We start from the raw sequence: 26,907 nt of genomic DNA, 5'->3' as shown, positions 1-26,907 counted from the left end.
GCCTGCCTCCAGCTTCAACCGGTCCCTGCGAGGACCGGCGGCGGGCCTCTCATCCCGCGAGATCCATCAGCGCCTCGTGGCGCACAGCCCAGCTCATCGATGCATAAAAGATCGACGCGCCCGTAGCGGGCGATGGTCTTGGTCAGCTGCTTGTCGTCAGCGGCCTCGACCAGCTCGTTGACGAGCTTGGTGGCCAGGACGTAGCGGACCCGGTAGCCGTTCATCACGGCCTCGGTGCCCAGAGCGATCAGCAGGTGGGACTTTCCGGTCCCGGAGTCGCCGATCAGGCAGAGCGGTTCGCCCTTCTTGACCCATTCGCAGGTGGCGAGGGTGTTGACGGTGGCCGGGTCGACGCTGGGGTTGGCCTCGAAGTCGAAGGCCCGCAGGCTTTTGTCCCGGGGGAAGGAGGCGGCCTTGATCCGGCGCTCCGAACGACGTCGGGCCCGATCGTCGCACTCGGTCATCAACAGTTCAGCGAGGAAAGCGCGATACGACATCTGATCACGAGCGGCGCCATCAGCCAGCTCGGGGAACTGCTGGCGGATCGACGGCAGCCGGAGCATGCGGCATGCCTGGTCGATCGAGGCGGTGGCGGCTTCTTCGGTCAGTCCGCGCTTGCGTGGGCTCATGATCCCTCTTTCTCCCGCCGCTCTGGGCGGACGTGACGATTGAGGAGTTGGTCGTAGTGGGCCACCGAGGGCGGCGGCCGGGTGTCGGGCGGGAGATGGGACAGCTTCCAGTCGGACAGGAACGTCACCGTGGCCGCCGAGTCCGCAGTGCGCGTCGTGGTGTGGGACGGCGTCGGGATCTCGCCGTTGTCGCCTTCGGCGACTTTGCGGGCCTCCAAGGCAACTGCGTCCGCGGTCAGGGCCCCGGCCCGGTGCGCGGCGGCGAGTCCGGCGACGACGTGTTCGTGTTCCATGTGCCGGGCCAGCAGCAGCACTTCGATCAGCGCGCGAGTGCCGGCGGCCTCGCCGTGTGCGGCGCGGGCGGCAGCCCACCATTTGTCGTGGACGGGAGTGAAGCGGCCGGCCGAGCGGGCCTGCTCCAGCGGCGTCGAGCCGGGGAACGCCCCGGGCTTGCGCAGCAGAGCCTCCAGGTAGTGGTCCAAGACCAGGCGGGAGCCGCCGCGGCCGCTGAGCCGTTCGTGACGGGCCACCTCGGTGCGGCCGTCGTAGACAACGAGGTCATTGGCGTGCAACAGGACTCGCAACTGGCGGCCGATGAACCGGACCGGCACTGAGTAGGCGTTGCTGCGAACGGTGATCTGCCCGAAGCGGTCGACTCGCGGGGCGAACCACCGCCCTGTCTCGAACACCTCGCAGGGCAGCGGCCGCAGCAGCGGCTGTTCCTGGGCGAAGTTCTCGCCGATGGAGCGGGTGCGCGAGCGTAGACGGCGGCCCTCGTCAGCCAGGTCCCAAGCATCGACCAGGGCGTTCAGCTCGGCCAGCGAGCCGACCTCGGGGACGGGGACGAAGTGGTTGCGCCGGAAGTAGCCGATCTGCCCCTCGACCCCGCCCTTCTCGTGAGCTCCCTCGATGCCCGGACGGCAGTAGAACGCGTCGATGCCCCAGTGCGATCGGAATGCCGTCCAACGTTCGGTCTCCACCCTTGCCCGGGAGAACCCGAGGACCCGCTCGACCGCAGCCCGCAGGTTGTCGTAGCGGATCCGGCCGCGCGGGATCCCGCCCAGCACCCGGAAGGCGTGCACGTGGCCTTCGAAGAAGGCCTCCTGGCCGCAGGAAGCGAACACCCGGTGGACCGCCTTGCCCGAGTACGACAACCGCAGCGAAAACAGATAGACCCGCGTCGGCACCCCAGCCAGCACGATGTGTACATCGCCGAAATCGACCTCCGCCTCCGCCGCCGGCAGATGCGTCTGCGGCACGAACATCGCTTCCGGCGCCACCCCGGCCTGTCGGCGGATCTCCTTGCGCCGCTCCTTCACATAGACCCGGACCATGGGATACGAGATGTTCTCCGCCTCGTGCCCCTCGACCAGCCGGTCGAAGATCCGCTGAGCTGTGTGCCGCTGCTTGGGCGGAGCGTCCAGGTCCGCCCGCAGCATCCCGTCGATCAGCGGCTTGTAGGGATCAAGCCGGGACTCTTTGCGCCGCTGTCGCTTCCGCGGCTCCGGCCACTGCCCGTCCAGCGCCCGCCGGACTGTCCTCCACGTCACGTTGTGCCTGCGCTGCAACGCCCGAAGCGACATACCCAACCGGTGATCCTGACGGATCGCGGCGTACAGATCGACCTTCGACTGCGAGTTCCCCACGAGGCCCCCAGCGGGATAAGCACACCCCACGTTCCCACCGCAAGCCCTCAACTGGCGTCAAAACAAACTGACAGCGCAAACTCGGTCAGCGAGTGACTCCCGCAGTCACATCGAAACGGCTCCCCAACTCGCCGACGTAGCCAGAAGCGGGGAGGGATCTGGTGGAACCGTTCGTACCGCAGTTCCAAGGACGCCAATGGGTGGACGGGCTGCGGGCCTTGCACGTGTACGTGCTGCCGCGGCCCGGTGTGGATGATGACCTACTGGCGATGGCGAAGGCGTGCGGGCCGTTGCTGGCCGGCCATCCGGTCGACCCGCAGTATGGCGGCGATGGCGATGCCGGGTTGCTGCACCTGACCGGGGAAATGCTCGCTGACGCCCCCTCGGGCGAGTACGACCAGGCCGCACGCGCGGACCTCGCGGACGCCCTGCACGCAGAGTTGGCGGACCTGGCTCCTTTCACGACGGAAGCAGGGCCACCCCTGGCGACGGTCGCGGGGGCCGTACTGGACGTGTGGCCGGATGACGAGGTGCTGACCGTCATCGAGCGGATCAGGGCAGCGATCCGCAAGACCCGGGGAGAGGCGGCTTTGCAGCATTCTGGCGGGCGCCCGCACATCTCTCTCGGCTACAGCTACCGCGTCGCCTCATCTGATCCACTCAGCAGTGCACTGCGCAACAAGATCACGCCACGGCGGGCCAGCCTGCACGTGGACCGCGTGCACCTGCTAGATGTGAAATGGGCGCTTGACGACGATCTTGGCGGATGGCGCATGACGTGGGAGCCGGTAGCCGTGATCCCGCTGGGTACCGCCCTCGAACCCGCAGAGACCGCACGATGAGCACAGGTTGGCTTCTGCTCATCGCGCTCGGTGTGGTCGGCATCGTGTGGTTCGTGGCCGCCGTCTACCGGGGGCTCGCGCAGAAGGCGCGGACAGACACGCGGCAGGACCTCATCAGGCTCAGCAGCGCCCGGGACGCGGCTACGACCCTGACCCGGGCCGCAGGTCTGCCGGCCTACGCCTTCATGGCTCCCTTCGCGGAGCGGCGTTCGCACCCGTTCGGCTGGCTGTGGTGGCGGGTGGAGCAGAACGACTCCGACGAAACCCCCAGGTACGAGATGGGGTGGGCACTGACCTACCGCAGAGCCCGCAAGGCTGCGGGATTGCCGCTCTCGATCCGAGCGCAGCACACGGAGATCACGTTAGCCCCGGGGCACCAGCGCCAGACCGCCCCTGACTGAGCGCATGGTCCGAGGTAGTGCACTTACCCAGACTGGGTAACCTCCTCCCTGACCTGCGTAACTCAGCGCGGAGCGGCGGTAACCGAGCTCTGGTCAGCCTGTGATCGACCATGGCAGGCTCATCCCTTCCAAGCGGGGAAGGAAGGCCGCGATGAGCGAGACGCCGAAGACCGAGCGGAACGTGTGCCCCGACTGCCAGGCCTGGCCCGACCGGGCCAACGTCTGCTTCGGGGTTGGATCGCCGATCGAGACCTGGCACACGCCCGACTGTCCGCAGTGGACCATCATGCAGATCAACCTTGAGGCAGGCTCCCGGCAGGTCAGGGAACAGGACGCGTGGGCCAAGGGCGTCTTCCCGGCGGCGCACGAACGCCTCCAGCGGGCGGCCGCCGCGATCGAGCCGGGCACGCCCGCTCAGCCGTTCATCGACGCGCTGAGCGAACTGGTCCAGGCACAGGCCGACACCACCGGCTTCGTCGTCTTGCACCGGTGGGCGGAGATTCTGGAGCGGCACTTCCCGCCCCAACTCCCCGATCCCGACCACACCACCGAGTAACCCCGACCACGGCCGACCCTGGTACCGGCGTAGGTGCCAGCGTGACTACCGGCGTAGGTACCGGCGTGAGTACCGGCGTAACTACCGGCGTGATCGGGTAACCGCTAGCGTTCTTGCCAGGTCTGTCCGCATTGCAGAGGTGCGAAGGCCGCTGACACCTCTCCCTCCTAGTGAGGGAGAGGCACCTTTCACTACCTGGCGCGTCAACGGACCCGCATGACTGCCACCGTCGCATGCCGTGTAGTACCGCTCGCGACCTCCACCACCAGGCCACGGCCGGTCGTCGTGTACGGCTCCCCGTCATCCGTGCGCGCCCGCCGGCCGGGACCGGACTCGGCGATGAGCTGCGCGACTTCGGCCGAGAGGGGAGCGGTGATCCGCCTGCGGGCCCTGCACCAGCCGCGCACCATCCGGCTCGCCCCCACACCCCGAGCCTGAGAACCCGGCCCCAACGGCCCGCTCCTACCACTTCCCCGCGGCAGAGGTGGGCTCCGACACTGCACGCCGCGTTCATCGTGCCCCGTTGCCGGTGGGCAGTGCAGTCGTTGGGCTGTTTGAGTGATGTGCGACAGCGGGGTGGGGGGTACAGATGCTTTCGAACGGCGGTCGCGGTGCCCGGTCATTCGCGCAGTGGCCGGGCCAGCGGGGCGGTACCGGCGCGGCGGATACCGGCTTCATGGCGCAGCTGAGCTGGCGGGGTGTGCGAGCGCATAGAGGGTGCGCTGGACAAGACCTGCAGCGAGGCGGCCAGTCGCCGGCGCCACTGTCTTGCGCCGACGCATGATGCGGCCCGAGGCCCGGGACACGGCTGGTGAGGGCAAACTGGCAGTTGTCACAGGTGGTTCTGGTGGGATCGGGCGTGAGATCGCCCGGGCTGTGGCACGCAGGGGTTATCGCACCGTGCTGATTGCCCGCCGGGAGGAGGAACTGCGGCACGTGGTGCAGGAGCTGGGCCGGTGGGCACCGAGTACCGCGGTGGCGTTGGACCTCTCCTCCCGGCGTGACGTGGGTGAGCTTTCTGAGTTGCTTCGCGAGTTGGGGGCGGTGGATGTTCTGGTGCACTGTGCGGGGCACGGGCTGTACAAGCCGTTCCTGGAGTGCACCGCCGAAGACCTGCACGGTCTATGCTGGTGCACTACTTCGCGGCTGCTGCGCTGGTTCGTGCGGTGTTGCCGTCGATGCTGGCCCGCGGTGGTGGTCACGTCATCAACGTCGGGTCCATGTCGGCGAAGATGGGCCCGTGGGGGCATAGCGGGTACGCGGCCGCGAAGGCGGCCCTGGCATCGCTGACGGAGACCCTTGCTGCCGAGCACCAGGGCAGCGGGGTGCATTTCAGCATCGTTCACCCGGGTCTGGTGAACACGCCGTTCCTCGCTCACCCGCCGCTGGACAAGCTGCGCAAGCGGTTTGAACGACGCCTGGTGGAGCCGGAGGAGGTCGCCCGGGCGGTGATCGCTTTGCTCGACCGCCCGCGCCTGCAGGTGTGCGTTCCCCGTGCCTACCGCGTCATCGACGCGCTCGCAGCGGTCAGCCCAACCCTCCTGCACCATCTGGTGGCTCGCTGCAGCCGCCCAGCGCCACGTCCTGCCCGTCGGCCGTAGGAGCGGAAGGATGGACGCGCTTGCGTGCCAGAATTCGGTAGGTGTTGCTCCGATCGACCAGCTGGGCCGTGAGAGCGCACAGCGAGTCGAAGGCAACGGCTACCGGCATGGCCAGTGCGGCACCGGCCATCAGCGCCGACCACGCACCCCACCGGCGCCACGGGGACGGTTCCGGCTTCCACGGAGCGCGGGGGTCGGCTCGTACGCAGGTGAAGAACAGCAGGCTGGCCAGCTCCGCTCCCCACAAGTGGGCGGCCCCGCGTTGCACCGCCACGACCTCGAAAGCGCGTGCTTCCAGCGCGTGGATGAGGTTCCGGTCGGGGATCAAGTGCTGGTGCTGCGGCTGACTCCACAGCAGGAGCTGGTGACGCCCCAGCCGACGTGCCACCGGCCATTGCGGATCGGGTACCTCGACCAGCAGGTGCCCGCCCGCTTCCAGCACCCGCGCCGCGGCATCGAGCTCGGCGTACGGGTCGCGGGTGTGCTCCAGATAGTGGTGCATGCTCACCACGTCATAACGTCCTGCCAGCTCACCGGCCAGGTCGGTGAAACGTCCGCGATGCGCCTTGTCGAGCCAGCCTCGCTCGACTCCCCGCTCGATGCCGTCTCCCTGGTCCAGCCCGTCGAAGAGCGCGTGCGGCCAGCGGGACCGGGCCGAGCCACAGAAATGGCCGTGGCCTGCCCCGACGTCCAGCCACGCCGTCGGCTCGACACCGTGAGCCGCGCACAGGTCGGCCCGCCCGCGATAGGCCGCACGAAGGCGCCGGAAGTTGAAGTCCCACAATGCCTCGCCGTGGCCGTCGTAGAAGTCGCGGTAGTAAAAGTCCAGGCCCTCTTGCGTGAGCCGGGGATTCTGGAATACGTGACCGCACCCTTGGCACTCCTCGAGCGTGAACTGCCCGGGCTTTGCCTGCAGGCGGTCGCGTGTGGACAGCAGCACGGCCAGCGCGATGGAGCCACACCAGGGACAGTCCACCCGGCGCGGTTCGGTGAACCGCTCCACCCCGGCGGCCATCTCCCGCGCATACCAGGCCCGATCGCTGACCGGATCGCGCTCGCCCGCACCAGGCGGCATGCTCGCGGCGGCGGAGCCATGGCGGGGGCCTGCTGGAGCTTCGGAACTCTCGGCGGGCAGGCCCTCGATGCTGTGCGGGGCCGTACGGTCGCCGTTCGCGGCCATGTTAGTCCGCCTTTCGAGCCAGCAGCCGATAGGCGTTGCCTTGATTGCCCAACCGGGCGACAAGCCCGGCAAAAGCATCGAAGGTGAGAGCAGCCGGCATCGCCAGCGCCGCCGCAGCCACGATGGCCGGCCACGCTGCCCGCCGTGCCGGGGAGGCCTTGGGCTTCCACGGCGCCAGGGGATCGGCCTTCACGCAGCCGAAGAACACCAGAGGCGACAGCTCGCTGAACCATTGGTGGGCCGAGCCCCGCTCCTGGCCCAGTACCACAAGGCCCCGGTCGGTGAGCGCCTTGACAAGGTTCTTCGCAGGCATCAGATGCTGGTGCTGTGGCTGGCACCACACGGGCAGGCACCGGCCTCGCATCAGCCGGGCCATGGGCCATCGCGGATCCGGCACCTCCACAAGTAGATGGCCACCGGGCGCCAGCGCCCGCAGCGCGGCGTCGAGCTCGGCGTGCGGATCCCGGGTGTGCTCCAGATAGTTGTGCATGCTCACGACGTCGTACTGCTGCGGCAGCTCCCCGGCCAGGTCGGCGAACCGCCCACGCAGTGCGCGATCCAGCCAGCCCAGCCGCACCCCCCGTTCGATCCCCGCGCCCTGGTCCAGCCCGTGGAAGACGGTGTCCGGCCAGCGTCGGCGGGCGTAGCCGCAGAAATGACCGTAGCCGGACCCCACGTCAAGCCACGCCGTGGGCGTGACCCCGTGGGCTGCACACAGCCGGACCCGACCGCGGTAACTCGCCTTCAACGACCGGAACCCGAACTCCAGCAGGGCCTCGCCGTGGCCGTCGTAGAAGTCGCGGTAGTAGAAGTCCAGACCCTCTTGTGTCAGCCGGGGATTCTGGAAGATGTGCCCGCAGCGGCGACACCGCTCCAGACTGAACCGGCCAGCCTTCCCCTGAAAGTGGTCCGCCGTCTGCAACATCGCCACCAGCGCACCCGAGCCGCACCACGGGCACTCGGCTCGCCTCGGCTCCCAGAACCGCTCCACCCCAGCGGCCATCTGCCGCGCATACCAATTCCGAGAATCGGCCAGAATCTCTCGCACAACGGGCGTCCTGCCCATACCAGACGACTTCACACAATAGGTCACCCGACCGTGGAACACCGACAGCTTCTTGTTGACTCGCTGCGTCAGCTGGGCCGGTCGCGCTCCGTCCGTGCCTCTGGCTTGGCGCCAGCAGAGCCAGAGGCACGGGTTCCCGACGCAGGATATGGGGACAGCTGCGTGGCCAGCTGAGGTCGGGACGTCCTACGACGGTTCCTTGGACGGGATCAACTTCGCCGTAGGCGTCTTGTCTGATCGCAGAGGCGGAGTCGGATGGTGCTGCAGCCCGGCGCAGGAGCTGAGGGGAGCAGCGACTCCTGAGGCTGCTGCGCTGCCTGCTGGCTTGGCACCGATCGCTGTGGCTCACCCGATGTCGGCGTACTCGCCTATAGCGGTGTGAGAGCGTCACCGGCGGAGCCGCATTGCGGGAAGGGCCGACACTCCACCGGCCGAGGAAGTCCAGCCCGCGCTTACTGACAGGGTCCCGCCGACCCTCACAAGGTCACCACGAACGACCGAAACTGCATCGGTTCGCACACGAACTATCCCAGTCCCGCCCTGACACAAACTCTTCCCCGACGCACGTCTGAACGACTCTGTCTGCCATCACCGAGCGTCACAGATCAGGGGATTGAGCACAGCTACTTACGTCGCGGCCAGTTCCGGCACTTCGAGCGCTTCGGCCACTTTGCGGGCCAGCTGCGCCACATGCGGCGGCAGGTAGCTGTCCAGCGAGTCGACGTCGTCGCACAGTCGCGCGTTCAGTCCGTGCAGGCACGCCTCGGTGAACAGCTTCTGTGGGTCGTCCTCGGGGCTCCGTGCCTGCTCGGCCTGCCGCTGGCCCCGGTGGTGCCGCATCCGGTTCGTCGGCGCTCGCATCGCCTCGTACGAGAGCGCCTCGTCCATCAGGCCAGCCACGTGCGCGCGGTCCTCTTCCTGCGGGCCGGCGGACCGGAGCTCCTGCTGCCCGACCTGGAGGTAGCTCTGCAGCGTGTGGGGGTCCATGCCGGTGTGCTCGCAGTACGCGGCGATCAGCATGGCCACCATGTCCATGGTGTCCGCCGCGTCTGTGGCCCGGTACAGCGTCATCCGCTGCCAGGTGTGCGCCTGGTCGGGCTCGGTGTACCGCAGCACCTCCTGGCAGTTCTGTACGCCCTCGGAGACCAGCTGGTGGATCGCCCGGCGCAGCGGCTCGGGCATCGGGGTGGAGTCCATGGCCGCACGGTAGGGGGACGCGCCCGTCACCACCGCAGTTGCGGCTCCTGGTCACCCGCACGGACCAGAAACCACGGCCCCCGGCGGGGGCCGTGGCCGCCTCTTGACGCCGACTCCCCGGCGCGGGACGGTCTTGCGCAACTACGCGCAACCGACTCACAGGGGAGCAAGCGATGACGCTACGGTTCGTCGGGATCGACCCCAATACCGGCGGCGAGGGATCACCGACGGTGTGGGTGGAGGAGGAGAGCGCGGACCTGGTCCTCCAGGGCGAGGAGGCCGACGCCCTCCTAAAGGCCCTGGTCGGCTCCACCGAGTGGGTAGCCGGCCACAAGACAGGGATCCCCGCGAACGAGCGGGTGATCCGGATCCCGTTCCGCATGGTGCAGATTCTGAGGGAGGCGTGCAATGCCGCTCAACGCGCAGCAGCTGAACACCGCGACGTTCGCTGAGCTGCTCGCCGACACCCACCACACCGCGGTCCACCTGGAGATGCGCGACGTCTACGCCGTCGGGGACGAGACGGCCGACTACGCCGCCTTCCTGCGCACCGGCGTCCCGAACCTCGATCCGGCCCGCTCGTTCTGGCCCCAGTGGATGCCGCTCGTCAAGGACGCGGCCGCCCGCGGCGTGGTGATGCGCCGCGCGCGAATCGTCTCCGAGCCGGTCACCGACTACATCCGCTACGAGCACGCCATCACCCCCCTCAACCTCCAGGCCGGGGAGGACGTGCGCTGGCTGCCCCGCCGCCGGGCGTCCGACATCCCGCTGCCCGGCAACGACTTCTGGCTCCTGGACGGCCGCCTCGTGCAGTTCCACCACTTCACCGGAACCGGCGACTGGGCACCGAACGGCAAGGAACGCACTACCGACCCGGCCGCGGCCGCGCTGTGCGCCACGGCGTTCGAGACGGTCTGGGAGCGCGGCATCCCGCACGAGAAGTACACCGTCTAGGCCCTGAGCAGCCCCATGACCGCATCCCCATCGTCCAGCGCCCAAGCAGCCCGTGAGGCGCTGGCCGTGCGCTTGCAGCACCTGCGCAAGGACGCCGGCCTCACCGGGAAGGAGCTCTCCGCCCGGTGCGGCTGGCACCCGGCGAAGACCACCCGCATCCAGAAGGGCGACGTCCCGCCCTCCGACGCCGACATCCGCGCCTGGTGCACGGCCTGCGACGCGGACGACCAGGCCGACGACCTCATCGCCACCGCCCGCGCCGTCGACTCGATGCATATGGAGTGGCGCCGCCTGCACAAAGACGGGATGCGCAAGGTCCAACAGGACTGGAACACCCTGCACAAGCGCACCCGCGTCTGCCGGGTCTACGTCTCCAACGTCCCGCCCGGGTTCTTCCAGACCCCCGGCTTCGCCACCGCCCTCATGAACCAGATCACCCGCTTCCAGGGCACCCCCAACGACGTCGCCGAAGCGGTCGCCGCCCGCATCGCCCGCTCCCGCTTCCTCTACGAAGGCGGCCACCGCTACGTCATCCTCATGGAGGAATCCGTCCTGCGCTACCGCACCGCCGACCCCGGCGCCATGCGCGGACAGCTGCGCCACCTTCTGGCCGTGATGCCGCTCGCCTCCGTCTCGCTGGGGATCATCCCGTTCACCGCCCAGCGCACCGTGTGGCCGCTGGAGGCGTTCTACGTCCACGACGACACCATGGCCGTGGTGGAGACGCTGACGGCGGAGATCAAGGTGAAGCAGCCGCGCGAACTCGCCGACTACGCGAAGGCGTTCGCCGGCCTCGCAGAGATGGCCGTGTACGGCGACGACGCCCGCGCCCTCATCACGGCCGCGATGGACGCGCTGGAGTGAACTTCCGCAATTGCCCGCAATCTCGTTGAAGAACGGCCCGCCGCCTCCGTAGCGTCGAACGACACCGACGCACCCAGCAACGGAGGCGGTGCCCATGAGCGCACCCACACCCGCCAGCCCCGCACCACACGGCTTCGGCCTCCAGCCGCCCGCCTTCGGCCGACCCTCCCCGGCGCTGGCCGCCCGTGCCGACCGCGACTACGCCCGCTTCCTCGCCGTCCAGGCCACGAACGCCGACACCGGCGATCACGACCAGGCCGACGCGGGGGGCGCACGATGAGAGGCACGCACGTCGTGCTCTACGACCCCCAGGGCCTGATCGAGGCCGAACTCCCCCTGGACCGCGCCCCGCACGAGGCACTCATCACCACCGTGCTCGCGTGGAAGAACCCGGACCTCGAACCCCGCGACTACGAGCAGATCGCCCTCCAGCTCACCGGACACGCCCGCGCGGTGGCAGCCGACGTCCGTCGCCACGCTGCCGCACTGCCCAAGAGCGACGACCGCGGCGCCCTCGCCGAAGTCGTCCTCCGCGAAGCCGACGGACGCCTGTCCGCCCCGCTGGAAGGCACCGCCCGTTGCGCCCAGAACCGCGCCCGCCTCGTACGGGCCCTCTACACGCGGCTGGACCGCCTCACCGAACACGCCCCGGCCGCCACGTAGCCCGACGGCCAGCGGGCCGGACACCCTTGAGAACGCTGCGTCCGCGCCCGGAGACCCAAAGCAGCTACGTCGCGTCTTCGTCGTCGTCGGGGTGATCGAGGTCCTGGTTCAACGCACGCAGCAAGGCGTGGGCGAGGAGGATTGCCGGCAGAACGAACTCCGGACGGTAGGTGTCGGGCGAGGCTTGGTGCGCTCCAAGGTGGCGGTTGAAGGTGTCCTGGGTGGCGCCGGGCCCGAAGGCGCTTCGCATGCCCGCCAGCACCAAGTAGTGCTTGAACTGCAGCAGAGTGAGATCGCCCCAGTCGTCCGCGTCGTCCAGGGCACTGCCGATGGTGCCGTGGTGCCCGGCCTTCGGCGGGTAAGTCACCTGGGGGAAGGAACGTCGGATCCAGGCGTTGCCGTGCCTTTTCATTGCGGTCTCTAGCACGTTGCCCGCCAGGGCTTGGGCGCCCTCGCCGAAGCCGGCCCGCGCGGTCCGGGTGGCAGTGCTCAGGATGGCGACCATGCCGGTCAGCTCAGGATGGGTGACGATCTGGAGGCTGGCGTCGACGTCGTCGAGAACGTCGTCGCGGCGTTCGGACAGGAGGGCGTAACGCTCTTGGCGCGCCTCGAGAGGGAACAGGGCTTTCACGATCTCGGTCCGTGGTGCCCACGCGAGGGACAGTCCGTCATCCTCACCCATCTCCAGAATCGTGTAGAGGTCCGCAGTGTCCAGGCCGACGAGATTGGCAGGCAGGAAGAGGGCGGCTGTCGCTGCGAGTCGGTCCAGCAGTGTGCGGGGAAGTGACACGCTGCGCACGACGTCGTTGATGCGGCTGTGCCAGTCGTAGATGTCGCTCAGATCGCTCTGCAGTGCCAGGACGGGCTCGGTGAGCGCCCGGTAATGGCGCTGGGCGTCCAGTGCAGCCTGGTAGGCCGCGTTGCCCGGCCCCATGACGCTTCCGATGGTCTGGCGGGTGGACTCCATCTGTCGGATGTGGCGGCGGGCGGGCTCCAGCATCTTGTCGATGGAGTTGTGCCAGGCTGAGATCTGTTTGATCGACTCCATGAAGCCGGACAGGTCGTTGTTGGCGCCATGGTCCTGGTGCGGCTCCGCTTCCTGGCCGAAGTCTTCTTCGCCGCCGTCTGCGTCCGGGGTGTCCTCGTTGTTCATGCCCCCATGATCCTGAATCCGCCATGGGTGGGCACTCGCATTTGCGGCTGCTGTGCTCTGCATGAGACGCCCGTTGAGCCCGGAACCGCGTCCGGTCGGGCAGGCGCTCTCCACGCGGCTGAATTGCCTCACCGAACCCGTCCCAGCCACCACGTAGCCCACAGGCGGCCCACCGCACCGCAGCACGCTGCGCGTCGCTCGGCTCGGTCACCTCGTAGACGACGCGGGCGAGCTGGCTGACCGAGGTCAGATTCGGGGCGCCGTCGATCCTGCTGCGCCCGGCGGGCTCACTGCGCAGATACGCGAGGACCGCCCGCTGCACCTTTCCCATGCCCCGTGACATGGCCCAGGATTCCCTCACGGGCACGCCCTGGGCAACGAGCGCTTAATGCCGGGCGGGAGCACACCGGCGTACGGGCCCATCGACCGCGTCACCGCCGGTACGGTCATCGTCACGGCACCGACGGCGCACACCACCGGACCCAGGGGGGCCAATGGGCGTGGAGAACGGATCACAGAGCATCCCGTGGGGCGGCGAGTGGCGACGCCACCTCCGCTCCGATGCCGAGATGGATCTCGTGCGCTCCTGGATGCGCCGTGTCGAATGCCCGACCTGCAAGGCGGCCGCAGGGCGCGCCTGCCGCACCGCGGGCGGCCGACCGACCGATCATCACCGTGCCCGCCGCGACGCTGTCGGCCCGATCCCGTACGAGAAGTGGAGGAAGCGGGGCCTCATCCCGGAGCAGCGGACGTACACGATCCCGGCCGTGCTCAAGGAGTCGGAGAAGGCCCGCGCCGACTTCAACGTGGACACCGCCCTGGCTGATGGGGTGGCGGTCGTCCGTATGTTCCTCGCCGACCGGCTCGGGTTGTTCCTCCAGGGCGAGGAGGCGATGGACCGCATCGACGACGCCGTGCGCAAACTGATCGAAGTCCGCGGCCCGGTGGGGACGGCCGACCTGGTCACCGTCCTTGCCGGTTTCGTCGTCGCGCTGCTGGCTGCGAACGCCGGGCCCGACGGCGATCCGGAGGCCCTGTTCGACACGATGATCCGCGCGCAGATCGACATGGTCCGCAGGATGAATGCGATCGAGAAGGAACGAGCCGACGGCTGACCGGCCCTCACTGATGTAGTGCCACCCACTAACCTCCTGCCGACGCAGTACCAACGTGCACGCCGGCGCTGTCCCGTTCGAGCGAAGGGCTGAGCTGTGCCCGACCGACCTGAAATCGTCTGCATCTGCGGCTCCACCCGGTTCATGGACGAGATGCGTGCGGTGAATCGTGACCTGACCTTCGCCGGGATCATTGTTGTCGCGCCAGGCGAAGCAGACAAGTTGATCACCGACAAGCAGAAGACGGCTCTGGACGCCCTCCATCTGCGCAAGATCGACCTGGCAGACCGGGTTCTGGTCGTCAACCCTGGCGGCTACATCGGCGAGTCCACGCGCAGGGAAATCGACTATGCCCACGCCACCGGCAAGCCGATTTCGTTCACCGGTCCCGCCCCGGCTACCCCATAGTTCGCCGGGGGAGCGCTGCAAGATCTCAGGCCTGGCATGACCCTGGCTGCGCTGCGCCCACTCCAACGACTCCGCCCTCTACCCCTTGTCGCCCGGCTCCTCCGTCAAGTCACGTACGGCCTCCGCGACCCGGTCATTCAGCTCGCGGGACATTGCGCTGTTGTCGAGGACGCTGCGGATCGCCTCTTCGGCCGGCGACAAGTCCGGGCCGAACTGCTCCACTAGGCGGGCCAGGGTGACCTGCATGGCCGGGGTGTTCATCAACTCGGCAAGGTGCGCTCTGCCCAAGCGCGTTAGTCGCTCCTCCGTCGCTTGTGGAAGCGTCGGCACGTTGGGGACGTCCTCGGCCGAGATCGGTCCCGGCCGCCGGAAGTCCAGGACCGTCATGGCCTGGTCAGCCGCTGTGCTCAGTAGCACCCGCGTCTCCCAGGCATACGCCCGTTCGTGCGTCTCGCCCCGGATGATCCTGTCGTCCCTGAGCAACCACCGCACCCAGGCCGTGAACCAGTGGTGACCGCCAACCTCGTGGCCGCTCGCCTCCAGCACCTGATCCAGTGCCACCGCCGTCGGGGACCAGTTGGAAGTGGTCCTGGGGAGCCTTTGTGTGTCGCCGTTGAAGACGGAAGGTATCGGTGTGCCGGTGACCATCCGGTAGCGCCTGGATACGGGTCTCGTCGTGGCCAGGACCGTCTCGCGGTTTTCCTGGGTGTCCAGCAACTCCCGAACGTCCTCGGTACTGGCCTCCACCGCCGTGGCGAACTTGGTGACGACACCGTCGAGTGAAGTAAACAGGTGGAACCGGTGCTCCATACCGGAGATGTCCTTCTGCATCTCCGGCAGGAACTGGCCGTCCTCTGACATGTCTGAGTCGTTGCTGACGAAGAACACGGTCTCGTCCTCGTGTGTCTTCGCGTACTCGACCGCCGTCAGCCAGATAGCGGCGTCCCGGGCCCCGGTCTTGTAGGTGCCGCTGTTGACCGTCTTGCACGGGGCGATCTGGTTCGTCTCCCGGAACATGGCCTGCTGGTAGGCAGTGTGGGACGTCTCCAGGACTTCCGTGATGGAGGAGTACCGTTCCCGCCAGTGCCTACGCACGTGCTCGGCCGGCCACCGCTTGGGGTGGTTGACGTGCTCCCAGGGGGTCGCCTTCCGGAGGGCGTCCACCGCGTCCATGGCCGCCTGGTGCTTCTCCGCGTAGGACAGGGCTTGTTGCGCGGCGATCTCCTCGACGGCGATCCATGGTGTGGCTACTCGTTCGACGCCTGCGCCTCGGATGGCGCGGAGTACGTCCGCGACGGGTCCCCGAAGAGAGGTCCCCTTAATGATGTTCGCGTCCAGAATGATCAATGCGAGGCGCTCCATCTCTTTTGGCTCCCGGCCCTACGGAACCATTATTTCAACTTCTGATCATTGGAGCGGGGGCATTGCAGTGTTTGCGGGTCGCGTAGTGCGCCCCGGGCGGTGTCACGTCCAGCACTGCGGAGTTGTGAGGGGCCGCCGCGATCAACATCCGCTGTGCGCTGTAGGGGTAGCGAACTGGCGACCTCGCGTAATCGGGAGTCGCGTATTCCTCAGCTGTTGAGGGCTCGGGGTCACCGTGAGTGGTCGCCGGGTGCGTAGTGCTGCCAGGTTCCTCCGGCTTCGGCTGCGAGCTGGGCTGTGGTGTCGGCGTGGTAGCCGAGCATGCGGGCGACCACGGGTGCGGGGGCTTGGAGGACGAGGTGGCGGATCGCCGCCGTGCGTCCTCTCTGAGTGGGGAAGTCCAGGTGGCGAAGTCGGAGTTCGAAGGTGGCCGGGGTCAAGGGTTGCCCGGCTCGTCGGCCGGGGAAGAGCCATCGGGCGTCCGGGTTGGACGCGATCATGGTGTTTGGCCGTTGGCCCAGGTAGCTCAGCAGCATTCCGGCGAAAGGTGCCGGGACGGGCGAGGGTGGGTCACCGAGCCGGACCAGGACCTCATCGTCTTCTTGGAGGACATCGTCGATGGTGAGCTGGGCGATCCGGGTAAGCGGCTGCGCATAGAGAAGGACGAGCACGGCGGCCACGCGGTCCTGGAGCGGTGTGTCGTCGCGGGTCACGAGCTGTCGCAGCAGTGTGAGCCGTTGGTGCTGGGCGAGTGGGGCGGGGTTGCTCGTGGAGCGGTGCGGGACTGCGACCTTCGGCATGTGCTTGGACCGTATTGCCCACCGCAGGAAGGCGTGGGTGAGGCGCCGGGCGACATAGCCGCCCGCGTACCAGGCGTCGACATCAGCCTGGGTGCAGTCGGCGAGGGTCCGTCCATGCTCGGCAAGTTGATCGAGGAAGGCGGTCGCGAGGTGGATTTCGCTGCGGGCCTGCTGGATCTGCTTGCCGGTGAGTGAGCCGCGGCCAGACAGGGTGTTCAGACGGCGCTGGACGTGCCAGGTGGCGAAGAGCTGCAACAGCTGTCGGTGCCCGGCATTGGCGACGGCGGGCAGCTTCTCGGTGAGCCATCGTTGGAACAGCAGCAGATGCCGGTCGGCCGGTGGCAGGACCCCGGCTTGGATGAGCAGATCACGCAGGTAGGCCACTGAACGCCAGGGGGTGAGCTGGCTCAAGCCCTCATGGGTGAGCGGGACCTCACCGCAGGCCAAAGCCCGTAAATTCCGCTGGACGTGTGGCTTACTTGTCCAGGTCAGGGCGCCCTTCGGGCGGCGCGTTTGCCGCAGGGCGTCAAACATCGGAAGCAGCTCGGCGCGGATGGAGCCGGTGCCGCTGTCAAGGAGTTCGTGGAGGCGTTCGGTCAGCACACATTGGCCGCAGATTCCTCGCCGGTAGCGCCTTGCTTCTCGTCCGCACTGTTCGCAGGTGAAGTCGCCGAGGCCGCCGGCGCAGTCGGTGCAGAGCTTGCCGCCGTCCGGCGCGAGGCCAGGAGTCAGCCGCTCGGCACCGCAGGTGACGCAGGTCCCATAGGTCTCCAGCGCGTGGTCGTAGCAGGCAGCGCAGAGGTAGCCCTCGGGCCAGTGGGCCGTCCCGAGGCGGACAGCTCGGTTGCAGCGGGAGCAGAACAGGTCCTCGGCTCGGACGCGGGTGCGGCTCATCCTTCCGGCCGGATGCGGGCGCGCTTGGGACGGACCGCCGACAGGTCGACGACCGCATCGCCGGTGGCGACCCTGCGGACGGTGGCGTTCTCTGCCCTGGTGGCGATCAGGTCGGCCGGGGTGCAGTCGAAGATGTCGCAGAGGGCAGCCAGGACCGGGAGCGACAGCCGTTCGGGGATGCCGGTGACGAGCCGGTGGACCTGGGAGAGCGAGAGGTTGATGCCGCGCTCGGCGAGGGGCGGGGCGAGCTCGCTGGTGGTGAACATTCCGGCGGTGGCCATCTTCTCGCGCAGTCGCCACTGGTAGCTGACCTGGCGTTTCATCGGGCCCTCCTCGCGGGCTTGAGTGCGGCCTCGATGGTGGCGTCCAGCGCCCGGCGCAGGGTGCGGGTGCGGAAGTCGGAGGACACGCAGGTGTAGATGGAGGTGGTGGAGGCGTGGTCGTGGCCGGCCTGTTGCTGGACGAAGAGGGGATCCATGCCGTCTTCGATCAGGTGGGTGACGTAGGACCTGCGTAGCGAGTGGAAGTCCAGGACCGGGTCCAGGCCGAGGTCGTCGCGGTAGGCGGCGAAGCGGGAGTCCAGCCGTTGCAGGCCCACTCGCCGCCCACGTTCGGACGGCCACAGGGCTGGCCCGTCCGCGTGCCGCATGGCGGGCCGGACCTCGCTCGTCCATTGGCCGAGGATTTCGGCTGACCACTCCCATACCGTCAGCACGCTGCGGCGTTTGGGCGGCGAGCCCTTCTTCGCTTTGCCGTGGCGGACGTAGCAGATGCCGAACTCGCCGAACTCCGCTCCTTCGGGGTTGCGGCCGAAGTCCGCGGTGTCCAGCATCCGGGTCTCGTTGCGGCGCAGTCCGAATGCGTACGCGGTCTTGAACAGCATCGCGTCGCGGAAGGCTGGCAGCCAGCCCTTGCGGCCACGTCCTCGAACGCGCTCGACTTGGTCGTCGGCGTGGTCGAAGAATGTCTGCAACTCGTCCCGTGTGAAGGCCCGTTTTGGGGCTTCTGCCTCGCACTCCTGTATGTGCACGGCGGTGTTCCACTCGTGGCAGACCTGGATCGGATGGGTACCGAAGCGGCGTTCGCACTCGGTCGCCCACTCGTAGGCCGGGTCGGTGGTGTAGTCGCAGAACAGCCGTACCGCTTCCTGGTAGCCCCGGAGTGTCGAACGTCCGCAGCCGTGAACCGACCGCAGGTCGCCGAACCACTCGTCGGCCAGCGGTGAGGACCAGTTCCACGGGAAGGCGTCGGCGTGAGCGGCGAACGCCCGGACCTTTCGCTCGCGGCCGTTGATGGTCGACAGCGCGAGGTTCCGGGCCAGTTGCTGGTTGCGCCAGCCGTCCAGCATCGCTTCGAAGACTTGCTCGTCCGGCCGGAGCAGCGGCACCCCGTCGGCCAGGTGAAGTCGCGCGGCCCCCGGCGCCGCCCTGTTGTCGCTCACCACATTGTCACGCTCCGTAGATCGCATTCGCCGCGAGAATCTCGCATCAGATGCGAAGCGTGGAGCGGAACGGCAGGTCAGCCATCCGATCGAGTGAAGCGCAACGACATGGGCCCGCTCTGTCAGCTACCGTCCCAACAGGTCATGGTGGACCGTCTACCTGCTGATCAGCAGCTTCAAAGCCCACCTGACCAACACGGCGCAAGATGCCGCCAGTTCGCATCGGATGCGATAGGCGTCGGTTCCGAGGTAAACCCAAAAGCCGCCAGTTGTTGATCTTGAGGATGTGGTGGCTCCACTGCGCTGACTTCTCTACGTCGTCAAGGCCGCGGCCGTGAGTTCGTCGTATTCGCGCAGCATCCGCATAACAGTGGCGGGCGAGGGTTGCTGTCCCTTCTTCGCACCCGTGGTGATGACGAGCCGCTTGGCGATGTCGCGCAGGCTCATCTCCTTCTCGTCGCGCAGGTGGAGGGCCATAAGAGCATTGAGTCGTCGGTGACGCCGGCGCCGCCGATGGTTTTGCCGCGCTTGCGGGCGGACTCGTGGCCTTCGAGGGTGCGGTCGCGGATGTACTCGCGCTCCATGCCGGACATGGCGGCCAGCACGGTGAAGACGATGCCGGAGGGATCGTGCGAGCCCTTCAGTTCCCCGGTGAGGAATTCCAGGCCGACGTCGCTCGCCTTCAGTTCGCGAGCATGGCGAGTTCGATGCCGCGGCCGAGGCGCTTGTTTTCGTGGACGACGAGGGTGGCGGCGACGCCGGAGGAGCGGATCTCACTGGCGAGTTTCACAGCGGCCTCCAGTTCGGGGCGTTTGGTGGCGCGGGTGGAGATCTTCTCCGAGAAGACCCGGGTGGCCCCAGCTTCGGTGAGGGAGTCGAGTTGGGCGTCTAGGGACTGCCGGGCGGTCGAGGCGCGGGCCCCGAGGCGTACGTGTCCGACCGGCTCGGTGCCGGCGCTCGCGGGCCGGGGCAGCTCGGTCCAGGCCGAGCCGGCTTGCGTACGGCGGGGGTCGGCACGCTGAGGGTGTTGGCGAGTTGGGACACGAGGCGGAAGCGGGCGGTGTGGTATTGGATGGCCACCTTGCCCTTGCCGGTGCGGCATGGGGAGCCCGCCGGGGCGGCGCAGGTGGACATCGGGCAGGCGTGCGATTCCATGCGCTTGAAGTCGTCACTCACACCCCAGACCGTTTCATGAGGGCGTTTCAGACGCCCAGTCGTTTGCAACAACTCATGAAACATGATCGCCGCAGGCGGACTGCCGGGCGACGGGGTGTTTCATGAGCGACCACCTATGAAACGGCGCTCCACTGTGCGTCGTTGACGCTGCCCCTCCCTGGCAGCCTGAGCCGGTCAGAGCAGAAGCCCTCGTCTGCTACCGCTTCACGAACAAATCAAGGTAACGACCAAAACCGGAGCGGTTCAGTGAGGAGGCCAGGGAGTGGTGCATAGCGGGATCAGCGGGCTTCGATGGTCATCGGTAGGCTGCTCACGCGCGGAAGAACAGCCAAGACCTCCTTCACTTTATGCCGAGGTGGAGGTAGGAACCGCCAACGGGAGCACAACGCAGCGATGATGGTGACCATTTCGGTCCACGCGAAATAATCGCCAATGCACTTGTGTTTACCCAGACTGAAGGGCAGGAAAGCATCACGCGGTAGGGCGCCGACCCGGTCCGGATGCCACCGATCGGGGTCAAAACGGTGCGGGTCTGCGAAGAATCTTGGATCGCGGTGGATCACGTATGGGCAGACGACCAGCTCGGCCCCTGGAGGAAGCGCGTGGCCGGCGACCGTCACCGGGACGGTGACGGTGCGCATGACCATCAGAGCGGAGTAGAGACGGGTGACCTCACTGAGGATTCGGCTCGTGTATTCGAGCTTCCGCACGTCCTCAAAACGTATCTGCCGATCACCAAGCATGGAGTCGAGCTCGCTGTGAAGCCTGGCTTCCACCTCGGAGTGGCAGGACAGAGCATGAAAAGTCCACGCCAGGGTGGTGGCCGTGGTTTCCGTACCCGCCAGCAGGAGGGTGACGATCTCATCACGGATCTGCTGATCGCTCATACTTTCGCCAGTCTCGCGGGACTGGGCTGAGCGCATCGTCGTCAGCAGATGCGCGTCACCGGACGCAGCGGTTTCGTGCTGTGCGACGGCCAAGTCGATCGCACGGCGCAGACGCAGTACAGTCCGGTCAAAACGGCGGTTCACAGGAATCGGCAGTGCACCCAGCGCATCGGGCAAAAAAGCGCGGGGAGGAATTCCCTTAAGGATCACGGGTAGAGACTGCTCAATCTCAGCCACCACCGGACGAGCCAGATCCTCGCCGAACAGGGCCTCGGCCACCACTGCCATGGGCAACCGGTACAGGGCTTGGTCGAGTTGAATGGTCTGTCCGGGCTGCCATGATCCGGCAAGCTCGTAGGCGCGCCGGATCATGACGTTGGAATACGCCGCCATCCTGTCGGCCTGGAAGGCTGGTTGCACCAGCCGCCGCTGACTGCGGTGCAAGGCCCCGTCGGAGGTGAGTAGCCCGTTGCCGATCAAAGGCCTGGCCTTCCGGAACATGCGGCCTTTGTCGAAGGACCGCGCATGTTCGACCAGGACCTCATAGGCGGCTTCGTAGGCGGTGACGAAGTAGAACGGTGATGTACCAATCCGGACCTCAACCAAGCCGCCGCCTACTGATCCCAGCGATGCGATGAAGGCCATCGGGTCATGGACAACGGAAAGTCCATGGCCAAGAAGTGGAATACCACCTCGGGCTGCCGGGACGGAACGCACGGGTGCTGTCACCAGAGTTCCTTTCTGTGGTTGCGGCGCCGAGAATTCGGTGGCACCAGGGCTCTTAAATCCACTGCTCCTCGCCTAACCCTCCCAACAGGCACGTGGGGAATGAGAGAGATGAATGCGCGGGGTATAGAAGTGACGAAAGTCATCTATGGAACTTAAGCGGATCGTCACTCAGTACGCGGAAGGTGAGTCGCTCGCGAAGTCGCGAGATGAGGGAGCATCCCATCGCGATGGCGGGTGTTGTCTGCCCCGATGTGGGCGGCAGGTCATCGAATGCCAGGCTGAGCGCGCACTCAGCCAGGATGACGGCTGACTCCTCATAGCCGGGATCCCCACCAGCTATCTCGACAGTGACCTTTTTGCCGGCCGCCGCACCGTGTAAGCGGAACGAGAACCGCATCTTGGAACGCTGCTCGCGACTGGGGGCCTGCTGCTGATCCACGCGGGCCGTCATCCAACGGCAGGCGGGCGGGAATAGGGACAGTACGCCCAACAGGGCCACTGTCGCCCCTGCCGCTATGGCCGTGGAGAATCTCGGCACGGCGATGGAACGGCGGTAGCGGAAATCTTTTCCGTACTCTGTCAGTGCGGTGGCGGACCGTGTAATCGCCCGCGCATCCGGCAAGGGCATCAAGCCCCTGAGGTCCGGCACAGGGATTGCCCACGAACGTGTGGCGCGGTCGTAGCGCAAAGAGCCCGACGACACCTTGACCCTACGACCGACGGACTGTTGCTCGAGTTGCTTGCGCCGCCGGGCAATTGCGAGTGTCTGTGGCAGCCGGGCCAGCAGCGCCAGCGCAGAAGCCTGTGAGCCCTTGGACAGGGCCGACAGATTGGTGTGAAGGACTGCATCGATCCGGACGGCGGATGCTGTCGCAGCAGCCGGGGTCAGTTGCTGGACTGTGAACAAGACGCCGAGGTCGAACACCACTGAGATGAAGCCGCATGCATGAACCAACCGTGCGCCGCTTCGGCGCGCCCGCGAGTCGTAGCGTAGATACATCTGGTCGATGAACCCCTGCTCCCCGGTCACATCAAGGTAGTCCGTACCAGCGTCGGCACAGGCCGCGACAAGGGCTTCTCCACCGAGGAGGAATGGCCCCACGGTTGTGACGACGACTCTGCCCTGACCGGCGAGGGATTTCAGCGATGCCGTGTCAGCGAGGTCAGCATGCAGGAGCGGAAGATCCGAGCAACTAGGTGCGATCTCCGACAACCTGTCGCGCAATGTCTTCAGTTTTTCCTGGTTTCGGCCTGCAAGGGCCCATTTAGCGTCGGGCGGCGCATGGGCGGCCAGATACTCGGCAGTGAGTGAGCCCGTGAAGCCCGTGGCGCCGAAGAGGACGAGATCGAAGGGCCGTTGAGTGTGCTGGGTCACGGAGGACCTCCGAAGGTGCTTGCGGTCAACACGGCTGCAGGCCCAAGGAGCGTGATCGACGCTGGCCTGGACGGCCCATTGAGCGACGCGGTCACCTGATCAACGCTGCGGGTGGCGGTGTTGCGCTTCGGTCCCATGGAATCTGGGGGATTTCCCGGTAGCGGCCGGTTTCGGCGTGCCATCGCACCATGCCTGCAAGCCACTCAGCGATGCCGGTGAGATAGCCCTCCAGGTACTCCCACTCGCTGTCGCCGACACCGTAGAGAGGGCGGGCGCGGCGAAGGTCGTCGCAGGCAGCGAAGAAGTCACGGATCGCGTCCTCGGTCATGGCCGTTGCAGTGGCCAATGCCTGTTCCCAGGTGCCGCCGCGGGCGAAGAACAGCACGATCACCAGGTTGACGGGGTCGGTGTTGTGGTGATCCTTGGGCAGGGACCACAGGTCGTTGGTCCAGCCGGTGATGTTGGCGGCCAGGAGCCGGATGTCGAGGTTGAGGTCGCTGTCGGCGATGACCGGGGACACTTCGTGGCCGAGTTCGATCAGGTCAAGGCTCATCTGGGTGCCAGAATGTTGCCGGCGGCGCCGGATGTAAGCAGCTAGGTCAGCGGCCCCCTCCCTCGGGCGAGCACGATGATCACGGGTTTGCAGGGCGCAGGCCAGCGCCGTGCGATAGTGGCCGACAGCTTGGGCGCGCCAGTGCAGGGATTGGGCTGGCGCCATGCGGCTCCACAGATCGGCCATCGCGCGGGTCAGTGGTTGCGTGGGCCGCGGTGCGTGCAGGTCGGCCGGCATCTGCGCAAGCAGGTCGTGCGCGAGGTCGAGCATCACCTCGTCGCTACCTTGCTGTTCGTCGATAACGTCGTCGATGAACCACATCAGGGCATTCCACTCGGCAGCCAGTTCCAGGTCGGCGGCACGTGGATGGCAGTAGGCGGCGAAACCGCCCAATTGCGCGCGGGCAAGGCGCTGCGCGGCGTCCTCATCGCTCAACAGGTGCAGGTCGGTAGCCCACCGCGTGAGATAGCCCTCGATCCGGTCGGCGTCCGGATGGACCATGCTCGGAACAGGGAACTGCAGGTCGGGCAGGGGCAGCGTGCTGGGAAGATCGGGCAGTGTGGTCATGAGGTCCTCACGGTGACGATGTCTGCCAGTTGAGTCAGCGCGGTGGTCACGTGGGCTGGTAGGGCGCTGTGTGCCAGGGCCTGGCGGCTCTGGGCGCAGCGCACTTTGATCATGTTCTCGACTGTCTCGCGGGCTCCGGTGACGCTCAGGACTTCGCGAACGCGGGCTGCTCCGTCCTCGTCCAGGTCAGCTGTGCCGATCAGGGTGCGCAGCATGTCTCGCTGGGGCGGGTCGGCTCGCGTCAGGGCGAGGGCAACGAGAGCGGTGGCTTTGCCATCGCGCAAGTCGTCCAGAACGGTTTTGCCGGTCACGGCCGGGTCGCCGAAGACGCCCAGCAGGTCGTCACGGAGCTGAAAGGCTTCACCGAGCGGTACGGCAAAGGCGCTGAGAACCGCCAGCAGGTCCTCGTCGGCGCCTGCCAGCGCGGCGCCCAGGTGCAGGGGTCGCTCCACGGTGTACTTGCCGCTCTTGAGCCGCGCGATGCGCAGGGCGCCCTCGACATCGGGACTCGGACGGCCGGAGGCGGTCAGGTCGAGGTACTGGCCGAGCATGAGTTCCGTACGCATGGTGTCTACTACCGCCTGGGCCGCGGCGAGCTGGGAGGTGGTGAGACCGGCTGTGTGGAGCAGCTCGTCGGACCAGGTCAAGGCCAGGTCTCCGAGGAGAATGGCCCCGTTGACGCCCAGCCGTGGCGCGTGAGGGTGCCCGGCATGATGGGCTGCCAGTGCTTCATGGGCAGCGGGTCGCCCCCGGCGGGTGGCGCTGTCGTCCATGACATCGTCGTGGATGAGCGCGAAGGTGTGGAACATCTCCAGTGATGCGGCCGCCTTGTTAAGTGGCGCGATGTCGCCGCCGTGCCTGCCGGCGGCGTACCAGCCTGCCACACACAGCACGGGGCGCAGGCGCTTGCCACCAGCGAACAGTAACCCCCTCAAGGCCTCAGTGATCTCGGCCGGCAGCTGGTGCGTAGCAGCCGGTGCGGCCTTGCGCTCGACAAAGGCGGCGAGAACCGACTCGACGTCAGTGCGAACGGCCGCCAAGTCGACCGGTGCAGCAAGAAGCGGCTGGGTAACCACAGGAACGTCTCCCTCCGGCGACACCCGGAGTCATCGCCTGAATCCGAAGGCCAGGGCAGACCGCGGATCGAAACCGGCGGCAGCCGGGCCAGTGTTGAATGCATGCGCATACGTGAAGACGCGCTTGCTCCAGGCCTGCCTGGTTCTTTCCTGGGTTGCCACGGAACGGAACGGAACACTCCTGGTCAGGGGGCGCACAGGTTCGACATGACGCATCCGAATGCACCTGCATATGCCCATAGCGGACTTCTGCGCCCCGTACGCCCGGCGTGGTCAGCCCTTGGCCCGGGCGCGCCCTCGCCGAAGTCGTCCTCCGCGAAGCCGACGGACGCCTGTCCGCCCCACTGGAAGGCACCGCCCGTTGCGCCCAGAACCGCGCCCGCCTCGTACGGGCCCTCTACACGCGGCTGGACCGCCTCACCGAACCCGCCCCGGCCACCCTGTAGTTGGTCAGAGGGAGCGGCACACGATCCCAGGGCCTACACGCACACCAGTGCGATGCTCGCGACTCAGAACCCCCGGGCATCGCACTCAAGTGCGTGTAGGGCCTGGGGCATGATGCCCCAGGCCCCGGACAGCGAAGGACCCGGTGGTTCGCCGGAGTGCGCAGTGTCGGCGTCGAGGCTGGTGGCCGCCTCGACCTCGTGGGGGTGCGGGTCGGTGCTCATGGTTCAACGGTGCGCTTGCTGCGAGGAGTTGCTGCTCTGGCCTGACCCTCTGGCGTAGCGTGTCGCCATGAACGAAAAACACCCCGGTCAGCTCGAATGGTGGGAAGTACCATTCCGCCCCGTAAAGATCACCGGCATCATCCAGCACGAGATCGGCTCTCCGGACAAGGACGGCAAGTACAGCGTCCCCTTCGCCATCGCCCCAGCAGCCTCCCGGAACTGGGAAGACCTAGTGATGGAGGAATGGCGCCGCCATCAGGCCGGGAACGAAGGCCCCGGCATCTCCGTCTCCTCTGAGGACTCAAGGATCACCCTGTCCTCCACCACGGTGGAGGACATACGTGATGAGCACTTGCAGATCCTCAAGGACGCCGTGGACATGGCCAACCTGAAAGAGGAAAAGGCCCGCGCCGACTACATGACGCAGAAGGAAACGAAGGACGACGCTGCAGCCCGCCGCAAGCAGGACATCAGCGGGGTCGTAGCGGAGCTGGACTTCAGCTGACGGCAGACCCCTGAGCTTGTCCCCCGGGCCGCCTGCGCCCCGGGGTCCTGTCCACCGGTCTCACACCGCCACTCACCAGTCGTCGGGTGCGCTGCCCACCCACGCGATCGGCTGGCCCTCGCTGTTGCGGCCCCGGTGCGGGTCCTCCATCGACGTCTCGTGGCCGTCGTCCAGGACGCAGATCCGCCCCAGCGGCCGTGCTTGCCCGCGCAGACCCCGGTGAGCCGTGCCTCGTCGCCCCCCCGTCACGGCTTGGTCGTAGCGGTCCTGGAACGGCTGGAGGCGGGCGGACAGCTCCATGCCAAGCTCGGTCTCCGCCGCCTCAACCCGGTCCCGCGCCTCCTGCACCCCAGGGTCGGACAGCACAGCCGAGATGACGTCCTCCGCCTCCGCGAAGGCCCTGGTGCGGGCGTGCCGCCGGACGGCTTCCTGCACGCACCGCTCTTCCTCGGGCGTAGTCATCACGCCGCTCCTTCCGTGGCCGCCCACTCCAGCCCGAGGCCGGCCAGCGTCCGCTGTGACGGAGCAGTGATCTTCAGGGTGCTGGGCTGCTTTGGTCTGGTATCTCGTCTTTCGAGTGGGACTCGGTATGGCTGAAG

30 protein-coding genes and 3 pseudogenes are annotated in these 26,907 nt (G+C 67.3%); 13 read left to right on the top strand and 20 right to left on the bottom strand.

The genetic code is table 11. The annotated features are described in order from the left end of the window. Positions 1–86: 86 nt before the first annotated feature. Positions 87–632, bottom strand: a pseudogene (locus tag ACWDVB_RS37325) (ATP-binding protein); the annotation flags it as partial. Next, positions 626–2,275, bottom strand: coding sequence for an IS21 family transposase (gene istA / locus ACWDVB_RS37320; protein WP_451518887.1), 1,650 nt, complete (start codon positions 2,273–2,275; stop codon positions 626–628). The pseudogene ACWDVB_RS37325 and the gene istA, both read right to left, overlap by 7 nt. 161 nt (positions 2,276–2,436) lie before the next feature. On the opposite strand from istA, the gene ACWDVB_RS37315 reads away from it, so the two are divergent. From ACWDVB_RS37315 to ACWDVB_RS37300, 4 genes and pseudogenes are all read left to right on the top strand, one after another. After that, on the top strand, positions 2,437–3,117 hold the full coding sequence (locus tag ACWDVB_RS37315; RefSeq protein ID WP_451518886.1) for a hypothetical protein: 681 nt from the start codon (positions 2,437–2,439) through the stop codon (positions 3,115–3,117). Continuing rightward, positions 3,114–3,518 (top strand): hypothetical protein, encoded by a 405-nt coding sequence (locus ACWDVB_RS37310; RefSeq protein ID WP_451518885.1) that lies wholly within the window; start codon positions 3,114–3,116, stop codon positions 3,516–3,518. The genes ACWDVB_RS37315 and ACWDVB_RS37310 overlap by 4 nt, the downstream gene beginning before the upstream one ends. 151 nt (positions 3,519–3,669) lie before the next feature. After that, a complete protein-coding gene (locus ACWDVB_RS37305; protein WP_451518884.1) occupies positions 3,670–4,074 on the top strand; it encodes a hypothetical protein in 405 nt (134 codons plus the stop codon). A gap of 780 nt (positions 4,075–4,854) precedes the next feature. Further along, positions 4,855–5,675, top strand: a pseudogene (locus tag ACWDVB_RS37300) (SDR family NAD(P)-dependent oxidoreductase). Here the strand turns inward: ACWDVB_RS37300 and ACWDVB_RS37295 are convergent. The 3 genes from ACWDVB_RS37295 to ACWDVB_RS37285 all read right to left on the bottom strand — a co-directional run bounded on the left by ACWDVB_RS37295 (position 5,602) and on the right by ACWDVB_RS37285 (position 9,118). Continuing rightward, complete coding sequence (locus ACWDVB_RS37295) at positions 5,602–6,855, bottom strand: class I SAM-dependent methyltransferase (protein WP_451518883.1); 1,254 nt, start codon at positions 6,853–6,855, stop codon at positions 5,602–5,604. The pseudogene ACWDVB_RS37300 and the gene ACWDVB_RS37295 overlap by 74 nt on opposite strands. Before the next feature lies 1 nt (position 6,856). Continuing rightward, complete coding sequence (locus ACWDVB_RS37290; RefSeq protein WP_451518882.1) at positions 6,857–7,780, bottom strand: class I SAM-dependent methyltransferase; 924 nt, start codon at positions 7,778–7,780, stop codon at positions 6,857–6,859. A 768-nt stretch (positions 7,781–8,548) separates the two neighbouring features. Next, on the bottom strand, positions 8,549–9,118 hold the full coding sequence (locus ACWDVB_RS37285) for a hypothetical protein (protein WP_451518881.1): 570 nt from the start codon (positions 9,116–9,118) through the stop codon (positions 8,549–8,551). A gap of 173 nt (positions 9,119–9,291) precedes the next feature. Here ACWDVB_RS37285 and ACWDVB_RS37280 point away from each other — a divergent pair, with 173 nt between their 5' ends. From ACWDVB_RS37280 to ACWDVB_RS37260, 5 genes are all read left to right on the top strand, one after another. Then, positions 9,292–9,570: a hypothetical protein gene (locus tag ACWDVB_RS37280; RefSeq protein WP_451518880.1), complete on the top strand. Its 279-nt coding sequence runs from the start codon at positions 9,292–9,294 to the stop codon at positions 9,568–9,570. Continuing rightward, entirely contained in the window at positions 9,527–10,072 is a 546-nt protein-coding gene (locus tag ACWDVB_RS37275) for a DUF6879 family protein (RefSeq protein ID WP_451518879.1), read from the top strand. The genes ACWDVB_RS37280 and ACWDVB_RS37275 overlap by 44 nt, the downstream gene beginning before the upstream one ends. 15 nt (positions 10,073–10,087) lie before the next feature. Then, positions 10,088–10,936, top strand: coding sequence for a helix-turn-helix domain-containing protein (locus ACWDVB_RS37270; protein WP_451518878.1), 849 nt, complete (start codon positions 10,088–10,090; stop codon positions 10,934–10,936). A 94-nt stretch (positions 10,937–11,030) separates the two neighbouring features. Continuing rightward, a complete protein-coding gene (locus ACWDVB_RS37265; protein ID WP_451518877.1) occupies positions 11,031–11,216 on the top strand; it encodes a hypothetical protein in 186 nt (61 codons plus the stop codon). After that, positions 11,213–11,599, top strand: a complete 387-nt coding sequence (locus ACWDVB_RS37260) for a DUF6415 family natural product biosynthesis protein (RefSeq protein ID WP_451518876.1) — start codon at positions 11,213–11,215, stop codon at positions 11,597–11,599. Before ACWDVB_RS37265 ends, ACWDVB_RS37260 begins: the two co-directional genes overlap by 4 nt. A 64-nt stretch (positions 11,600–11,663) precedes the next feature. On the opposite strand, the gene ACWDVB_RS37255 is transcribed toward ACWDVB_RS37260, so the two are convergent. Further along, positions 11,664–12,752: a hypothetical protein gene (locus ACWDVB_RS37255; RefSeq protein WP_451518875.1), complete on the bottom strand. Its 1,089-nt coding sequence runs from the start codon at positions 12,750–12,752 to the stop codon at positions 11,664–11,666. 569 nt (positions 12,753–13,321) lie between these two features. Between ACWDVB_RS37255 and ACWDVB_RS37250 the strand changes: the two genes are divergently transcribed. Next, positions 13,322–13,867, top strand: a complete 546-nt coding sequence (locus tag ACWDVB_RS37250; protein WP_451518874.1) for a zinc finger domain-containing protein — start codon at positions 13,322–13,324, stop codon at positions 13,865–13,867. Positions 13,868–13,963: 96 nt separating this feature from the next. After that, the gene (locus ACWDVB_RS37245; RefSeq protein WP_451518873.1) at positions 13,964–14,275 is read left to right on the top strand and encodes a hypothetical protein; all 312 of its coding nucleotides are present in this window, start codon (positions 13,964–13,966) and stop codon (positions 14,273–14,275) included. 78 nt (positions 14,276–14,353) lie between these two features. On the opposite strand, the gene ACWDVB_RS37240 is transcribed toward ACWDVB_RS37245, so the two are convergent. The 12 genes from ACWDVB_RS37240 to ACWDVB_RS37185 all read right to left on the bottom strand — a co-directional run bounded on the left by ACWDVB_RS37240 (position 14,354) and on the right by ACWDVB_RS37185 (position 25,135). After that, positions 14,354–15,637 (bottom strand): PIN domain-containing protein, encoded by a 1,284-nt coding sequence (locus ACWDVB_RS37240; protein ID WP_451518872.1) that lies wholly within the window; start codon positions 15,635–15,637, stop codon positions 14,354–14,356. A 230-nt stretch (positions 15,638–15,867) separates the two neighbouring features. Beyond that, entirely contained in the window at positions 15,868–17,331 is a 1,464-nt protein-coding gene (locus tag ACWDVB_RS37235) for a hypothetical protein (protein ID WP_451518871.1), read from the bottom strand. Continuing rightward, on the bottom strand, positions 17,328–17,654 hold the full coding sequence (locus ACWDVB_RS37230; RefSeq protein ID WP_451518870.1) for a helix-turn-helix domain-containing protein: 327 nt from the start codon (positions 17,652–17,654) through the stop codon (positions 17,328–17,330). The genes ACWDVB_RS37235 and ACWDVB_RS37230 overlap by 4 nt, the downstream gene beginning before the upstream one ends. Next, positions 17,651–18,772 carry a tyrosine-type recombinase/integrase gene (locus ACWDVB_RS37225; RefSeq protein WP_451518869.1) on the bottom strand — a complete coding sequence of 374 codons (1,122 nt, stop codon included), beginning with the start codon at positions 18,770–18,772 and terminating at the stop codon, positions 17,651–17,653. Before ACWDVB_RS37225 ends, ACWDVB_RS37230 begins: the two co-directional genes overlap by 4 nt. A 312-nt stretch (positions 18,773–19,084) precedes the next feature. Continuing rightward, the gene (locus ACWDVB_RS37220) at positions 19,085–19,249 is read right to left on the bottom strand and encodes a hypothetical protein (protein ID WP_451518868.1); all 165 of its coding nucleotides are present in this window, start codon (positions 19,247–19,249) and stop codon (positions 19,085–19,087) included. After that, positions 19,216–19,416 (bottom strand): recombinase family protein, encoded by a 201-nt coding sequence (locus ACWDVB_RS37215; RefSeq protein WP_451518892.1) that lies wholly within the window; start codon positions 19,414–19,416, stop codon positions 19,216–19,218. The genes ACWDVB_RS37220 and ACWDVB_RS37215 overlap by 34 nt, the downstream gene beginning before the upstream one ends. 38 nt (positions 19,417–19,454) lie before the next feature. Next, positions 19,455–19,745: a recombinase family protein gene (locus tag ACWDVB_RS37210; protein WP_451518891.1), complete on the bottom strand. Its 291-nt coding sequence runs from the start codon at positions 19,743–19,745 to the stop codon at positions 19,455–19,457. Further along, positions 19,661–19,927, bottom strand: a complete 267-nt coding sequence (locus ACWDVB_RS37205) for a zinc finger domain-containing protein (RefSeq protein WP_451518890.1) — start codon at positions 19,925–19,927, stop codon at positions 19,661–19,663. The genes ACWDVB_RS37210 and ACWDVB_RS37205 overlap by 85 nt, the downstream gene beginning before the upstream one ends. Before the next feature lie 299 nt (positions 19,928–20,226). After that, positions 20,227–21,552, bottom strand: a complete 1,326-nt coding sequence (locus ACWDVB_RS37200) for a cytochrome P450 (protein ID WP_451518889.1) — start codon at positions 21,550–21,552, stop codon at positions 20,227–20,229. 151 nt (positions 21,553–21,703) lie between these two features. Beyond that, the gene (locus tag ACWDVB_RS37195) at positions 21,704–22,939 is read right to left on the bottom strand and encodes a saccharopine dehydrogenase family protein (RefSeq protein WP_451518867.1); all 1,236 of its coding nucleotides are present in this window, start codon (positions 22,937–22,939) and stop codon (positions 21,704–21,706) included. Positions 22,940–23,030: 91 nt separating this feature from the next. After that, positions 23,031–24,059: a terpene synthase family protein gene (locus tag ACWDVB_RS37190; RefSeq protein ID WP_451518866.1), complete on the bottom strand. Its 1,029-nt coding sequence runs from the start codon at positions 24,057–24,059 to the stop codon at positions 23,031–23,033. After that, positions 24,056–25,135 carry a polyprenyl synthetase family protein gene (locus ACWDVB_RS37185; protein WP_451518865.1) on the bottom strand — a complete coding sequence of 360 codons (1,080 nt, stop codon included), beginning with the start codon at positions 25,133–25,135 and terminating at the stop codon, positions 24,056–24,058. The genes ACWDVB_RS37190 and ACWDVB_RS37185 overlap by 4 nt, the downstream gene beginning before the upstream one ends. A gap of 290 nt (positions 25,136–25,425) precedes the next feature. Between ACWDVB_RS37185 and ACWDVB_RS37180 the strand changes: the two are divergent. After that, positions 25,426–25,581, top strand: a pseudogene (locus ACWDVB_RS37180) (restriction endonuclease); the annotation flags it as partial. A gap of 63 nt (positions 25,582–25,644) precedes the next feature. On the opposite strand, the gene ACWDVB_RS37175 reads toward ACWDVB_RS37180, so the two are convergent. Beyond that, positions 25,645–25,803, bottom strand: a complete 159-nt coding sequence (locus ACWDVB_RS37175) for a hypothetical protein (RefSeq protein ID WP_451518864.1) — start codon at positions 25,801–25,803, stop codon at positions 25,645–25,647. Between the two features lie 67 nt (positions 25,804–25,870). Between ACWDVB_RS37175 and ACWDVB_RS37170 the strand changes: the two genes are divergently transcribed. Next, positions 25,871–26,308, top strand: a complete 438-nt coding sequence (locus tag ACWDVB_RS37170; RefSeq protein WP_451518863.1) for a hypothetical protein — start codon at positions 25,871–25,873, stop codon at positions 26,306–26,308. 72 nt (positions 26,309–26,380) lie between these two features. Here ACWDVB_RS37170 and ACWDVB_RS37165 read toward each other — a convergent pair whose 3' ends face one another. After that, positions 26,381–26,770 (bottom strand): hypothetical protein, encoded by a 390-nt coding sequence (locus tag ACWDVB_RS37165; RefSeq protein ID WP_451518862.1) that lies wholly within the window; start codon positions 26,768–26,770, stop codon positions 26,381–26,383. Between the last annotated feature and the right edge of the window lie 137 nt (positions 26,771–26,907).

It is taken from the genome of Streptomyces sp. NPDC003379, from assembly GCF_053589195.1.
Note: the sequence above shows the minus strand (reverse complement) of the source record. Positions and strands in the feature narration are given on the sequence as shown.

Bases quoted from the DNA above. Each gene is read 5' to 3' on its own strand.
- ACWDVB_RS37310 (WP_451518885.1), top strand. From the start codon at position 3,114: ATGAGCACAGGTTGGCTTCTGCTCATCGCGCTCGGTGTGGTCGGCATC.
- ACWDVB_RS37305 (WP_451518884.1), top strand. From the start codon at position 3,670: ATGAGCGAGACGCCGAAGACCGAGCGGAACGTGTGCCCCGACTGCCAG.
- ACWDVB_RS37295 (WP_451518883.1), bottom strand. From the start codon at position 6,855: ATGGCCGCGAACGGCGACCGTACGGCCCCGCACAGCATCGAGGGCCTG.
- ACWDVB_RS37290 (WP_451518882.1), bottom strand. From the start codon at position 7,780: ATGTTGCAGACGGCGGACCACTTTCAGGGGAAGGCTGGCCGGTTCAGT.
- ACWDVB_RS37285 (WP_451518881.1), bottom strand. From the start codon at position 9,118: ATGGACTCCACCCCGATGCCCGAGCCGCTGCGCCGGGCGATCCACCAG.
- ACWDVB_RS37280 (WP_451518880.1), top strand. From the start codon at position 9,292: ATGACGCTACGGTTCGTCGGGATCGACCCCAATACCGGCGGCGAGGGA.
- ACWDVB_RS37275 (WP_451518879.1), top strand. From the start codon at position 9,527: ATGCCGCTCAACGCGCAGCAGCTGAACACCGCGACGTTCGCTGAGCTG.
- ACWDVB_RS37270 (WP_451518878.1), top strand. From the start codon at position 10,088: ATGACCGCATCCCCATCGTCCAGCGCCCAAGCAGCCCGTGAGGCGCTG.
- ACWDVB_RS37265 (WP_451518877.1), top strand. From the start codon at position 11,031: ATGAGCGCACCCACACCCGCCAGCCCCGCACCACACGGCTTCGGCCTC.
- ACWDVB_RS37260 (WP_451518876.1), top strand. From the start codon at position 11,213: ATGAGAGGCACGCACGTCGTGCTCTACGACCCCCAGGGCCTGATCGAG.
- ACWDVB_RS37255 (WP_451518875.1), bottom strand. From the start codon at position 12,752: ATGAACAACGAGGACACCCCGGACGCAGACGGCGGCGAAGAAGACTTC.
- ACWDVB_RS37250 (WP_451518874.1), top strand. From the start codon at position 13,322: ATGGATCTCGTGCGCTCCTGGATGCGCCGTGTCGAATGCCCGACCTGC.
- ACWDVB_RS37240 (WP_451518872.1), bottom strand. From the start codon at position 15,637: ATGGAGCGCCTCGCATTGATCATTCTGGACGCGAACATCATTAAGGGG.
- ACWDVB_RS37235 (WP_451518871.1), bottom strand. From the start codon at position 17,331: ATGAGCCGCACCCGCGTCCGAGCCGAGGACCTGTTCTGCTCCCGCTGC.
- ACWDVB_RS37230 (WP_451518870.1), bottom strand. From the start codon at position 17,654: ATGAAACGCCAGGTCAGCTACCAGTGGCGACTGCGCGAGAAGATGGCC.
- ACWDVB_RS37220 (WP_451518868.1), bottom strand. From the start codon at position 19,249: ATGGCCCTCCACCTGCGCGACGAGAAGGAGATGAGCCTGCGCGACATC.
- ACWDVB_RS37205 (WP_451518890.1), bottom strand. From the start codon at position 19,927: ATGGAATCGCACGCCTGCCCGATGTCCACCTGCGCCGCCCCGGCGGGC.
- ACWDVB_RS37190 (WP_451518866.1), bottom strand. From the start codon at position 24,059: ATGACCACACTGCCCGATCTTCCCAGCACGCTGCCCCTGCCCGACCTG.
- ACWDVB_RS37175 (WP_451518864.1), bottom strand. From the start codon at position 25,803: ATGAGCACCGACCCGCACCCCCACGAGGTCGAGGCGGCCACCAGCCTC.
- ACWDVB_RS37170 (WP_451518863.1), top strand. From the start codon at position 25,871: ATGAACGAAAAACACCCCGGTCAGCTCGAATGGTGGGAAGTACCATTC.
- ACWDVB_RS37165 (WP_451518862.1), bottom strand. From the start codon at position 26,770: ATGACTACGCCCGAGGAAGAGCGGTGCGTGCAGGAAGCCGTCCGGCGG.